Source organism: Shewanella sp. YQ_9 (assembly GCF_043103185.1).
GTDB classification, from domain to species: domain Bacteria; phylum Pseudomonadota; class Gammaproteobacteria; order Enterobacterales; family Shewanellaceae; genus Shewanella; species Shewanella algae.
Map to the genome: position 1 here is coordinate 17,369 of NZ_JBICJO010000019.1, position 13,235 is coordinate 30,603.

Below are 13,235 nucleotides of genomic sequence, written 5' to 3' on the forward strand. Positions count from 1 at the left end.
GGCTTACTTCTTGAACATATCCCGCAGGTTGGCAATATTGGCCTTGCCGGTTTCCATCCGTTGCTGCTCACTCTGCTGCGGCTTGCGGTTTTCCCAGATAAGGTCGTCCTGAGGCAGTTCCATCAAAAAGCGGCTGGGTTCGCAACGCATGGTTTCGCCGAATTGGCGCCGCTCACGGCAAAGCATAAACCACAGCTCTTTCTGAGCCCGGGTGATGCCAACATAAGCCAGACGCCGCTCTTCATCGACATTGTCCTCATCTATGCTGGTTTGATGCGGCAGAATCCGCTCTTCCACTCCCACCATAAACACATAGGGGAACTCCAGCCCCTTGGAGGCGTGCAGTGTCATCAACTGCACCTGATCGCCGCCTTCATCCTCATTGTTTCTTTCCATCATGTCCCTGAGCGTCAGCCTATTGACCACTTCGGGCAGGCTCATGGGTTCATCCAGATCGTCACCGGCCAGCATCTCTGTCACCCAGCGATACAGCTCGGAGATATTTTTCATCCGCATCTCGGCCGCCTTGGCGCTGGCACTGGTTTCGTAGAGATAGTCTTCATAGTTGATTTTGCGGATCAACTGCTTGATGGCATCAACCCCTTCACCACGCTGAGCGATTTCACCGGTATCGACAATGAAACGACCAAACTCATACAGTGAGCCCATGGCCGCCGGTGGCAGATGATGGTTCAATTCAGCGTCGAAAATCGCCTCAAACATGGAGATATGCTTCTGATTGGCAAAATTCCCCAGTTTTTCCAAAGTTGCCGGGCCAATTCCGCGCTTGGGCAGGTTGACGATACGCAAGAAGGCATTGTCGTCATCCGGGTTCACCACCAAGCGCAGATAGGCCATGATGTCCTTGATTTCGGCTCTGGCAAAGAATGAGGTGCCACCACTGAGCTTGTAGGGAATACGGTTGGTCATCAGCGCCCGCTCCAACAAACGGGATTGGTGATTTCCCCGATAGAGAATGGCGTACTCGCCATAACTGGTCTTGCCCATAAACTTGTGGCGAATGATTTCGGCCACCACCCGCTCCGCTTCCTGCTCTTCGTTGGCAGCAAACAGTACCCGCAGCGGCTCGCCATAGGCCAACTCACTGAACAGCGACTTATCATACACATGGGGATTGTTGGCGATCAGAATATTGGCCGCCCGCAATATTCGCTGACTGGAGCGATAGTTTTGTTCCAGCTTAATGAGCTTGAGCTCGGGAAAGTCTTTACCCAGCAGCACCAGGTTTTGTGGCTTGGCACCGCGCCAGGAGTAGATGGACTGGTCATCATCGCCCACCACAGTAAAACGTGCCCGCTCTCCCACCAGTAATTTAACCAGTTCATACTGGCTGGTGTTGGTATCCTGATATTCATCTACCAACAGGTAACGGATCCTCGCCTGCCAACGGGCTCTGACATCGGCGTTATGCCGCAGCAACAGGGTCGGCAGCAGGATAAGGTCGTCAAAATCCAGCGCATTGTATGCCTTCATATGCTGGGCGTAACGCTGATACAGGAGCGCAAACAGTTGTTCCTGTTCACCCTTGGCTATCTTGCTGGCATGATCCGGGATCACCAAGCCCCCCTTCCAATTGGAGATCATGGTCGCCAGCGCCCGCAGCAGATCTTTGTCCTCCTGTAGCTCGTCCTGGGTCAGCTCTTTGAGCAGAGCCAAGGTGTCCTGATCGTCAAACAGAGAGAACCCGGCCTTTAGGCCCAAAGTCTTGTGTTCACGTTTGATGATTTCCAACCCCAGGGTATGGAAGGTAGAGATCCACAGCCCCCTGGCTTCTTTACGGCCCATGGATTGAGCCACCCGCTCTTTCATCTCCCGTGCTGCCTTGTTGGTAAAAGTCACAGCGGCGATATGCTTGGCCTGATAACCACACTTCTGCACCAGATGGGCTATCTTGTTGATGATAACCCGGGTTTTGCCACTGCCGGCTCCAGCCAATACCAAGCAGGGACCGGAAACATAATGGACGGCTTCATTCTGGGCAGGATTGAGCTTCATGGGTTATCGATATCTCACATAAGGAAGGTTTAGAGGCTGAGATCATACCAGAATCAGTGCCGGAGGCAGCCCCAAAATCCCCTTAGGGAAGTGCTTCTTGCAAAGGACTAGGGCCATTTGCTGCAAACCACGCCTTGCATCCAGGTCCGTAAGCCGACGCAGAGCACACATGGGACTTGTTCGCACCTTCCTTAGGTTAACCTTGGGTTCAGTACGGCCTATAAGTTACAATCAGTTAAAACCTTGCCAGTGGATTAAAGAGATGATCAACCCCAAGAAAATTGAAGAAATGGCCAAACAGCTGAGCGAAAACCTGCCTTCAGGGCTGAAGCAATTTGCCGGCGAGTTTGAAGAGCGCAGCAAGCAAGTACTGCAACACCAGTTGCTGAAACTGGATCTGGTCTCCCGGGAAGAGTTTGAAGTGCAGCAGCATGTATTGCTCAAAACCCGCGAAAAGCTGGAAGCCCTGCAAGCCAGAGTCGAGGCACTGGAAGCCAAGGCTGAACAGGCAGAGTAATACATCTCCCCCCAAAATGGATAAGGCCGCTCATGAGCGGCCTTATGTTTTAACACGGCTAAATTAGAGCATATGCCGATAGCCCAGAGTAAAGGCGATATCCGTGCTGTTATCCATGTTGAGGAAGTTTTCAATCACAGTGAACTCTATGGCGCTGCGATCCAGATAATAACGGTAGCCCAGCAAGGCTTCATTTGAGGCTTCAGAGAAGTCGTCATCCGACTCGGCCATTCCCTCGTATCTGTGATACTCCAGCATCCAGCCATGACGCCCGACACGGTATTCATAGCCCAGGCCGACCATCAAAGCGTTGGACTTATAGGGCACATCCGACAACACCTCTTCGTCCTGACGGAAGCTCAGACCGAGTGTTGAATGGAAGTTGTGCCGTCCGTTGCGATAGCTGTAATTAAGCTGCAACGCCTGTTCAAAGTTCTCATTGGCAAAAGGCCCCGAGCCCACATAGTTGTAATACAGGCTGCCCCCCACAGACAGGCCGTGGTGCTCATTTTGCAGCAGTTGATACCCCAGATAGACGTTAAAGGCGTTATTCATCGTCTTGCCGCCAAAATCACTGAGGTCGATACCGTGTTGCTTGGAGTAAATCTGATTCTGGTTTCGCGGCTGATGCTCACGACCGTTCTGATCGAAACCGAAGGAATCGTGGAACCACATGGTCAGCGAATCCAAGTGGTTATTGCCACTGAAACGCCAAGTGTAATTGGCGTCCAGCATCCAACGGTCATCGATTTGCCACTTGAGACCACCAGTTAAGGAGTTGTGATAGTAATCGGCCAGATAATCGTCCGTCTCGGCCCACACACTGGCGATGTTACCGGTCAGATACCATTCTTTTTGTCCCTCAGCCATGGAAAAGCCCGAGCGCAACATGGGGGCCAGGCTACTGGATTGCAGGGGAGACTGGGCATAGACCCGCAGCGGCCCATAGTCATCAAAATCGGCCAGTTCAGCATGCAGGGGCAAACTGAAAAAAAACGGCAACCAACAGATTTTGGAAAAGTTCTTCATAGGTATCTTCACAGCAGATTGTATAGGCGGTTATTTTAAATGACTGCAGCATTGATTCACACTCATTATAGATGATTCAATCACGACCACATTGTCATAATAAATGTGACAGTAACAGCAGAATCCCTTGAGCATAACATCCAAGAAGCCAAATCAGACCGGGGCAAAAAGGGCCGTGCCATAATTTCGCCATTATTGATCAGTGACTTGTCATGATATGTCAGGTCAAATCTGTTCTAATACTGCCACTATAGGTTAAAGGAACATACCTCATGTTTGAAATTATCGTCCTGGTGGTAGCGCTGGCCTTTCTTGGTGCCATGGGTTTCGGGGCTTATCTGCTGCTGAAAAGCGTGATGAAGAAACAAAACGGCCAAGCGGCGCTGCCTCAATTCAAATCCAAATTAACGCTCAAACTCTTTGCTGTGGCCATGGTGGGCCTGTTGTCATTGATACCGCTTGGGATGATCCAGGATCTCAGCCAGGACAGAGAAAGCCTCTATCGCCAAGTGGTGCGCGAGATAGGCCACACCTGGGGCGATTCCCAAACCTTGGCCGGTCCGGTTTTGGTACTGCCGTTTCGCTATGAAGTGATCTCCGACAGCAATATCGACGGCAAACAGCACCGCAGTCGCCAGGTTTACAGCGATGAACTCTTGATCCTGCCCAAAGGCATGACACTGGATGCCGGTCTGCAGCACGAATTCCGCCATCGCGGTATCTATCAGTCACTCGTATATCTGGGACAAGTCAAGGGTCAGGCCAACTTCGAACTGCCCAAGGTCAATATCCCAGGCTTACTCGGCTTTGATTATAACCAGGCCCGGCTGGTGTTCGGCGTTTCAGCCAACCAGGCTATTGAGACTGTCAGCCGTTTTAATCTGGCTGGAGAGCAGGGCATGCCCAGCTTGATGTCAGGTACAGGCCTGGATAACACAGGCGGCCTTGGCCGCGGCTTTCATCGCACCATAGCGCTGGATCCGAGCCAAGGTGAATATCAACTGACCTTCCAGCTCAGCCTCAGGGGTTCTGAAGGCTTGGAGGTACTACCGCTGGCGGAACTGAGCCAGATAGATATCCATGCCGATTGGCCGCATCCCAGCTTCCAGGGTTACCTGCCCGCCAGCCGTAATCTCAGCACTGAAGGTTTTGATGCCAACTGGCAGATAAGCCATCTGAGTCGTAACTTCCCTCAGGTATTCCGCGCCAGTGATGGCCGGGATCTTACCGAGATCAGTGCCAGTGTTACCCTGTTCGAACCCGTGACTCACTACGGCAAGATAGAAAGGTCACTCAAGTACGGCATACTCTTTATCTTACTGACCTACATACTGCTGCTGATCTTCGAGCTGGGCAACAAGTCACGCCTCAGCGCAGTACAGTATCTGATGGTGGGTGGCGCCATGTGCCTCTTCTATCTATTGCTGCTGTCGCTGTCAGAACACCTGCTGTTTTTAACCGCTTATCTGGTGGCCGCGGCGGTTCCCCTGCTCAGCATTCCACTTTATGTCGCCAGTGCCAGTGGCAGTCGACGCCAAGGAGCTATAGTTGCGGCCATGCTGGCGAGTCTCTACGGCGTACTCTACTCCATACTCCAGTTGGAAGATTACGCCCTCTTGATGGGAACCGGACTGTTGGTACTGATCATGCTGGTGCTAATGTACCTCACCCGTCACCAACAAATTGAAGAGTAGTATTTACTGCCAACCAACGGCTGCCACACTTGGGCAGCCGTTTTTTTACAAGTGTGCTGACAAACTGCCGCCCAAAGGGCCTACTTCGACGGAGGACGCCATTAATGCTTGCCGCGTTCCTCCCCTCTGGCACAATGGCGGTTTATCCGTTCCGATAAGGGTGTATTAATGAAATATGCAGCCGTCCCTTTGACCTCTCTGGCCATTTGTTGGCTGTTTCTGCTCAGCTTGCCGCTGGCGCTGTTTTCCCTGTCAGAGCCGCTCTTCCCTTGGCTCAATCTCGATAGCGCCGCCGCTCAGTTTTGGTACTGGTTAACCGTGTCCGGTTCGGCGCCCTGGGGCGTAAGCACCGTGTTGTTGGTGTTTGCCATCAGCTTTTTTATCCTGCCAAGGGGCAGCTGGCTGAAGATGATGTTCTGCACTTCGCTGGGCTTGGTGCTGTGTTTGCTGCTCAATGAACAGCTCAAGCTGGTATTTGCAGAATCCCGGCCCTATATCGAATGGCTGTCCCACCAGCAGCATCTGGATATCAAGGAGTTCTACAGCATAGACAAGTACGCCCGCAGGGAACTGCTGGCACAGGTTCTTCCCGGGGTATCACCGCTGGATATGCCCATCTCGGCACAGATCCAGCGCCACTGGCAGATAGAAACTGGGTTTTCCTTTCCCTCCGGCCACACCATTTTTGCCGTGACCCTGACTATGTGCAGCAGTTTCTTTCTGCTGAGGCACAACAATCTCTGGCTTCCGGCGCTGCTTATCTGCTGGGCGCTGTTGATGGGGCTGAGCCGTATGTTGCTGGGGATGCATTGGAGTGTCGATGTATTGACCTCGACCCTGCTGGGAGGAATATTGTCGGCCCTGGCTATCTATGTCGGCAGCCACAGCTATCGCCGCCTGGAACCTTGGTTCACAGGGGCTGTGAGTAAAGGCTGAAACGAAAACGCCCCGTCATTGAACGGGGCGTTTATCTATAGGATCAGTTGAGCACTTCGGCCAGGGCCCGCAGGCACAGGGCAACATTTTCCCGTCTGGCACCGTAACCCATCAGGCCGATACGCCAAGCCTTTCCGGCCAAGGCGCCGAGGCCGGCACCTATCTCCAGATTATAGTTATCCAACAGCTGCTTTCTCACGGCGCCATCATCGACACCTTGCGGGATATAAACCGCGTTGAGTTGCGGCAAGCGGCTCTGCTCGGCCACCACAAATTCGAGCCCCATGGACTCAAGCCCCTGACGCAGCAAAAGGTGCATATCCCGGTGACGTTGCCAGGCATTTTCCAGCCCCTCTTCGGCCAGTAACCGCAGCGCTTCGTGCAGTGAGTACAAGGCATTAACAGGCGCTGTGTGGTGATAACTGCGCTTGCCATCACCGCTCCAATAACCCATCACCAGGGACTGGTCCAGGAACCAGCTCTGCACCGGGCTCTTGCGCGCCTTGAGTTTGGCCACAGCGGCCGGTGAGAAGGACACGGGAGACAACCCAGGCACACAGGAGAGGCACTTCTGACTGCCGGAATAGATGGCATCTATGCCCCAATCATCGACTCTGAGCTCGACGCCACCGAGGGAAGTTACGGCATCGACAATCGACAGACAACCGTGCTCACGCGCCAGGGCGCACAGCGTTTTGGCGTCGGAAAGCGCGCCGGTGGAGGTTTCGGCGTGCACAAAGGCCAGGAAGGCGGCATCGGGATGCGCCTTCAGCGCGGCTTCCACCACTTCTGGGTCAACCGCTGTGCCCCATTCGAAATCCAGCATCACCGCCTCGGCGCCAATCCGCTCGACGTTCTGGCGCATTCTGTCGCCAAACACCCCGTTACGGCAGACAATCACCTTTTCGCCCGGCTCCACCAGGTTGACGAAGCAGGTCTCCATACCGGCGCTGCCCGGGGCAGATACCGCTATAGTCATCTCGTTACGGGTTTGAAACGAATATTGAATAAGGCTCTTGAGCTCATCCATCATGGCCACAAACAGAGGATCCAGATGCCCGACCGTCGGCCGCGACTGCGCCGCCAATACCTGAGGATAGACATCCGAAGGGCCGGGGCCCATCAGGATCCGGCGGGGAGGGTTGAAAGCGCTAACCGAGGGTGCAGCAAACATCTTGGCTCTCCTTACAAGAGGTTTCAGGGTACGGATTAGAATAATAACTCAAGACCATAGCATAAAACTGGCCGCCGGACTGCCCCTGCTTTTGGCGAAGACAGTCGACCTGTTCCCTTTCAGGATCTCACTGGCCTGGACGCGCCAGAAACAGCCGGTAGGCGGGGTTATCCGTCTCGTCCTGACAGACAAACCCCAACTCATCCAGAAACTGGCCAAAGGCGGCTTCATCGGCCTTGGGCACTTCAAAGCCGGCCAGCACCCGCCCAAAGGCGGCGCCATGGTTGCGATAATGAAACAAACTAATGTTCCACTTGCTCTTCAACGTCGTGAGAAACTGCAGCAAGGCTCCGGGATGCTCCGGGAATTCAAAGCTGAGCAGTTTTTCTTCCAAAGGCTCGGGTGGCAAGCCGCCCACCATATAACGCACATGCAGTTTGGCCGCCTCATCGGCAGAAAGATCCTGCACCGCAAAACCGGCACTCTCCAGAGATGAGATAATCGCCTGCAGCTCGCTGATACCTTCGCTAAGACGGATCCCGGCAAAGACCACGGCGCGATCGCGCCCGCTGAAACGGTAGTTGAACTCAGTCATCACCCGCCGCTCCAGCAGCTCACAAAAATGCAGGAAAGAGCCCGGCCTTTCCGGAATGGTCACTGCCAGCACCGCCTCTTTGTGCTCGCCCAGCTCGCAGCGCTCAGACACATATCTCAGGCTGTGAAAATTGACATTGGCCCCGCTGAGAATCGCCGCCAGTTTCTCGCCCTTGCCCTTATCACCGACATACTTTTTCAGCCCGGCCAACGACAAAGCACCGGCCGGTTCGGCAATGGCGCGGGTATCCTCAAAGATATCCTTGACCGCGGCGCAGATTTCATCCGAGCTGACAGTCACCACTTCATCGACATATTCCCGCGCCAATCGAAAAGGCTCCTGACCTATACGCTTAACCGCCACCCCATCGGCAAATAATCCCACCTGCTCCAGCGTCACAGGTTCATCGGCTTCCAGCGCTGCCTTGAGACAGGCGGCATCTTCCGGCTCGACGCCGATGATCTTCACCTCAGGCATTACGGCTTTGTAGTAAGCGGCAATGCCGGCGATTAAGCCACCGCCACCCACTGGCACAAACACCACTTCAAGATCTCTTTGCTGCTGCAGCATCTCCTGGGCAACCGTGCCCTGCCCGGCGATCACCGCCTCATCATCGAAGGGGGGGATAAACACCCGCCCCTCATCCTGGGCCAGTGACATGGCATACTGATTGGCCTGATCGAACGACTGTCCATGAAGCACCACATTGCCGCCGAGGCGGCGCACCGCATCTATCTTGATGTCCGGGGTGGTGGTTGGCATCACTATCACGGCGTCGACCCCGCGGCTCGAGGCCGACATGGCAACGCCCTGGGCATGATTACCGGCCGAGGCACATACCACTCCGTTTTCGCACTCAACGGGGCTCAAGGCGGCGATACGATTATAGGCGCCGCGCAGTTTGAACGAGTGTACCGGTTGCATATCCTCGCGCTTGAGAAACACCTGGCAGCCCAGGCGGGCCGACAGCTTGTTCAGACTCGACAGCGGGGTAACCCGCGCCACATCATAGACATGGGACAAGAGGATCTTCTGCAGATAATAGTTGGCCAGCGACAGCTGACTCTTGGATGCCAGCGCCAACATACTAGCCCTCCAACTTAGTGCGATCGCGCACGGCGCCCTTGTCGGCACTGGTGGCCAACATGGCATAAGCCTTGAGCGCCAGCGACACAGGGCGCACCCGTGCCAAAGGCTTCCAGGCCAAAGGCCCCTTGGCCTGCATCGCCTCACTGCGCCGGGCGAGCTCAGCATCGCTCAGCTTAAGCGTGATGCTACGGGCCGGGATATCGATTTCAATGGCATCGCCATTTTCAATCAAGGCGATAGTGCCCCCTGAGGCGGCTTCCGGTGACACATGGCCTATGGACAGCCCTGAGGTACCGCCGGAGAAGCGGCCATCTGTGATTAAGGCGCAGGCCTTGCCCAAACCGCGGGACTTGAGGTAACTGGTGGGATAAAGCATCTCCTGCATGCCAGGGCCACCTTTGGGGCCTTCGTAGCGAATAACCACCACATCCCCGGCGACCACTTCACCGCCGAGGATCCCGGCAACGGCCTCGTCCTGGCTCTCATATACCCTAGCCACGCCTTTAAACCTAAGGTTGGATTCATCCACCCCGGCGGTTTTCACTATGCAGCCATGCTCGGCCAAATTACCGGACAGTACCGCCAAGCCCCCTTCCTGACTGAAAGCAAACTCGCGGCTGCGGATACAACCTTCGCGGCGATCTGTATCCAGTGATGGCCAGCGGCAATCCTGGCTGAAGGCCTGGGTAGTAGGGATCCCCGCGGGACCGGCGCGAAAGAAGTCTTTTACCTTCGCAGACTCGGTGCGCATCACATCATAATTGGCCAACACAGACTCAAGTGAGCCATCATCGGAAGCCACATGGTTAACATCCGTATGCAATAAACCGGCGCGTTCCAGCTCACCCAAGATCCCCATTACGCCACCGGCTCTGTGGACATCTTCCATATGGTATTTGGGGGTCGAAGGTGCCACCTTGCAAAGGTGCGGCACCTTGCGGCTGAGACGATCGATATCCGTCATGGTGAAATCCACTTCGGCTTCCTGAGCCGCCGCCAACAGGTGCAGCACAGTGTTGGAAGAACCGCCCATGGCGATATCCAAGGTCATGGCATTCTCGAACGCCTTGAAGTTGGCGATATTGCGCGGCAATACCGAGGCATCATCATCCGAGTAGTAACGCTTGGCCAGCGCCATCACTCTTCTGCCCGCCTCCAGAAACAGTTCGCGTCGATCACTGTGGGTCGCCAACATGGAGCCGTTGCCCGGCAGCGACAGCCCCAACGCCTCGGTCAGGCAGTTCATCGAGTTGGCAGTAAACATGCCGGAGCAGCTGCCACAGGTTGGGCAGGCGCTGCGTTCGATTTTCTCGCTGTCGGCATCGGATACCCTGTCATCGGCCGCCGCCACCATGGCATCCACCAGATCCAGCTTGATAAGTTTATCGGACAGTTTGGTCTTGCCCGCTTCCATAGGCCCGCCGGAAACAAATACAACGGGGATATTGAGCCGCAGCGCCGCCATCAACATGCCGGGGGTGATCTTGTCGCAGTTGGAGATACACACCAGAGCATCGGCGCAGTGGGCATTGACCATATATTCGACGCTGTCGGCAATCAGTTCACGGGAAGGCAGGGAATAGAGCATGCCGCCATGACCCATGGCGATGCCGTCATCGACCGCTATGGTGTTGAACTCTTTGGCGATGCCGCCGGCCTCTTCGACGGCCGATGCCACCAGAGAGCCCATGTCTTTCAGATGCACATGACCGGGGACAAACTGAGTGAAGGAATTAGCAATGGCGATAATGGGCTTACCGAAGTCGCCTTCCTTAACCCCAGTGGCACGCCAAAGGGCTCGGGCTCCGGCCATGTTGCGGCCTTCGGTACTGGTTGCTGATCTGAGTTTGGGCATTGCTCAATTCCTTACGCTTATTCTGATGATTCTTGGTTAGCCGTTGACGGTACGGGAGAGGCAGCTTGCGGGCCGCACAGTGCAGCGGGCCACGTCTACCAGCTTAGTCAACTGACGACTCAGCAGCTCTATGGCTCTGTCACTGTCGACTGCCATTGCCAGCTGCAGGCGCTGATCCTCGGCCAGTGTCATATGCATATCGCGGACGGTAAAGCCGCGGTGGCGGGTTACCCGTAATACACGTTCCAGTACTTCGGGGCGTTGTTCCAGGGTCAATTCCAGATTATGGATCATGATCGCTTCTCCGTTTGTTCCATCATTTCACAGTTGGAGGCGCCGGGGGGAACCAGCGGCCAGACATTAAAGGCATCGTCTATGGCGACGTGCAGCAGGAAGGGGCCTTTGGCACTGAGCATCTCATCCAGTGCCTGCTCAACCTCATCGGCCGAGTAGATGGTGCGTCCGGGGATATCGAAGGAGGACGCCAGGGTAACAAAGTCGGGGTTATCGGACAGGTCGGTTTCGCTGTATCTCTCTTCAAAAAACAGCTGTTGCCACTGTTTCACCATGCCCAACTTCTGGTTATCTATCAAAAGTATCTTCACCGGCAGTTTACGACGCTTGATGGTGGTCAGCTCCTGCACATTCATCATGAAAGAGCCATCGCCGGAAACCGTGACCACAGTGGCATCCGGCCTTGCCATCTGCGCGCCTATGGCCGCCGGCAAGCCAAAGCCCATGGTGCCAAGCCCGGCACTGGAAAGATGATCTTCCGGGCGGCGAAAGTGCATATGCTGGGCAACCCACATCTGGTGCTGGCCGACATCACAGCTCACCACAGAGTCGCTCGGCAGCTTGTTGGCCAGACGGCGCAACATGGCCGGCGCATAGATGAGTGAGCCTGGATGGGCGTAATCCCACTGGTGCAGCGCCCGCAGATGCTCGACTTCCGCCTGCCAGGGCGCTATCTGCAGCGCTTGCGGCGCCAGTTGCGTCAATATGCTTCTTAAGTCCCCATCCATGGCCACATCCGGCTGGCGCAGTTTGCCAAGTTCGGCGGCATCGATATCCAGGTGGATCACCTTGGCCTTGCTGGCAAAGCTCTCCAGCCTACCCGTGACCCTGTCATCGAAACGGGCACCGACCACCAGCAGCAGATCGCACTGCTGCACCGCCAGATTGGCGGCCTTGTTGCCGTGCATCCCCAGCATGCCCAGGTAACCTTGAGTGCCGTGGGCTATGGCGCCCAGCCCCTTGAGCGTTGCCACCGAAGGAATACCGCTACGCTGAATAAAGGCCCGCAGCGGCTCCACTGCGCCCGCCATGCCGACACCGCCACCGACGTACAACATGGGTTGGCGCGCGGCCGCCAGCAAGGCGTTGGCTTCCGTCAAAGCCGCCTGGTCCAGCTCCGGCTCATCGGGCACCGCCTGCAACGGCGCCTTGTATTCTACTTGGGCAAGCTGGATATCTTTGGGGATATCCACCAGCACAGGACCGGGACGGCCGGAGGCGGCGATTTCGAAGGCGCGGTACAGGGTAGCAACCAGTTCATCGGCGCGGGTCACCATAAAACTGTGTTTGGTACATGACAGGCTCATGCCCAGCACGTCCATCTCCTGAAAGGCATCTGTGCCTATCACGGAGGTGGAAACCTGGCCCGTGATGGCCACCAGCGGCACTGAGTCCAACAGCGCATCGGCCAAGGCGGTGATCAGATTGGTCGCCCCCGGACCCGAGGTGGCCAGGCAGACGCCCGTCTTGCCGCTTGAGCGGGCATAACCGACGGCGGCGAAGGCGGCGCCCTGTTCATGACGGGAGAGCAGATGTTCGACCTGGCTGTCGTAGAGAGCATCGTAGATAGGCATGATGGCGCCGCCGGGATAACCAAAAACCGTGTTCACCCCATGGGCGGCCAATACCTTGATAACTGCTTCACTGCCGCTGATCTTCTGCCCTTGTTCCATCTTGTTATCTCGCCTATTTTTGCTGCTGTTTAAGTTTTCAATGGCCCTGAAACGACAAACCCCCCGGTCCTTTCGGAGCGGGGGGTTTGTTTGCAATTTCTGACCCTATCTGGTCTGTCGTCGCGCCACGAGCCGCCCCCGCTGTGATGGAATAATCACGACGGTAATAATCACGAGGAGGAGCTTGGCGCTTAAGTTAAACATTTCTCAGACAGTTTCCTGTATTCAATTTATCTGCTTGGCGAGCCCTTTGGCAGCGCACTTATTAACCATTACCATAAAGTGTTTTCAGAACACAACAAAAAAATTCACAACCTGAAAATCTTCCAACTTGGCCTGGCTATGGCACCCTCGGCAATGGCT

10 protein-coding genes are annotated in these 13,235 nt (G+C 55.5%); 3 read left to right on the top strand and 7 right to left on the bottom strand.

What is annotated here, in order from left to right:
• Positions 1-3 precede the first annotated feature (3 nt).
• Positions 4-2,016 carry a DNA helicase Rep gene (gene rep, locus ACF8D4_RS05210; protein ID WP_107006331.1) on the bottom strand — a complete coding sequence of 671 codons (2,013 nt, stop codon included), beginning with the start codon at positions 2,014-2,016 and terminating at the stop codon, positions 4-6.
• Between the two features lie 262 nt (positions 2,017-2,278).
• On the opposite strand from rep, the gene ACF8D4_RS05215 reads away from it, so the two are divergent.
• On the top strand, positions 2,279-2,533 hold the full coding sequence (locus ACF8D4_RS05215; protein ID WP_025010065.1) for an accessory factor UbiK family protein: 255 nt from the start codon (positions 2,279-2,281) through the stop codon (positions 2,531-2,533).
• Positions 2,534-2,596: 63 nt separating this feature from the next.
• Here the strand turns inward: ACF8D4_RS05215 and ACF8D4_RS05220 are convergent, their stop codons facing one another.
• A complete protein-coding gene (locus tag ACF8D4_RS05220; protein ID WP_037436802.1) occupies positions 2,597-3,562 on the bottom strand; it encodes a DUF3187 family protein in 966 nt (321 codons plus the stop codon).
• 272 nt (positions 3,563-3,834) lie between these two features.
• Between ACF8D4_RS05220 and creD the strand changes: the two genes are divergently transcribed.
• Positions 3,835-5,256: a cell envelope integrity protein CreD gene (gene creD, locus ACF8D4_RS05225; RefSeq protein ID WP_025010066.1), complete on the top strand. Its 1,422-nt coding sequence runs from the start codon at positions 3,835-3,837 to the stop codon at positions 5,254-5,256.
• Between the two features lie 168 nt (positions 5,257-5,424).
• Entirely contained in the window at positions 5,425-6,192 is a 768-nt protein-coding gene (locus tag ACF8D4_RS05230) for a phosphatase PAP2 family protein (RefSeq protein WP_044735363.1), read from the top strand.
• 43 nt (positions 6,193-6,235) lie between these two features.
• On the opposite strand, the gene ACF8D4_RS05235 is transcribed toward ACF8D4_RS05230, so the two are convergent.
• From ACF8D4_RS05235 to ilvG, 5 genes are all read right to left on the bottom strand, one after another.
• On the bottom strand, positions 6,236-7,366 hold the full coding sequence (locus tag ACF8D4_RS05235; protein WP_044735365.1) for an alanine--glyoxylate aminotransferase family protein: 1,131 nt from the start codon (positions 7,364-7,366) through the stop codon (positions 6,236-6,238).
• A gap of 127 nt (positions 7,367-7,493) precedes the next feature.
• The gene (gene ilvA / locus ACF8D4_RS05240; protein WP_045283243.1) at positions 7,494-9,047 is read right to left on the bottom strand and encodes a threonine ammonia-lyase, biosynthetic; all 1,554 of its coding nucleotides are present in this window, start codon (positions 9,045-9,047) and stop codon (positions 7,494-7,496) included.
• A 1-nt stretch (position 9,048) separates the two neighbouring features.
• Positions 9,049-10,905 (bottom strand): dihydroxy-acid dehydratase, encoded by a 1,857-nt coding sequence (gene ilvD, locus ACF8D4_RS05245; protein WP_096142462.1) that lies wholly within the window; start codon positions 10,903-10,905, stop codon positions 9,049-9,051.
• Between the two features lie 36 nt (positions 10,906-10,941).
• A complete protein-coding gene (gene ilvM, locus ACF8D4_RS05250; protein ID WP_025889838.1) occupies positions 10,942-11,199 on the bottom strand; it encodes an acetolactate synthase 2 small subunit in 258 nt (85 codons plus the stop codon).
• Positions 11,196-12,872 (bottom strand): acetolactate synthase 2 catalytic subunit, encoded by a 1,677-nt coding sequence (gene ilvG / locus ACF8D4_RS05255; protein ID WP_392464722.1) that lies wholly within the window; start codon positions 12,870-12,872, stop codon positions 11,196-11,198. Before ilvG ends, ilvM begins: the two co-directional genes overlap by 4 nt.
• Positions 12,873-13,235 lie beyond the last annotated feature (363 nt).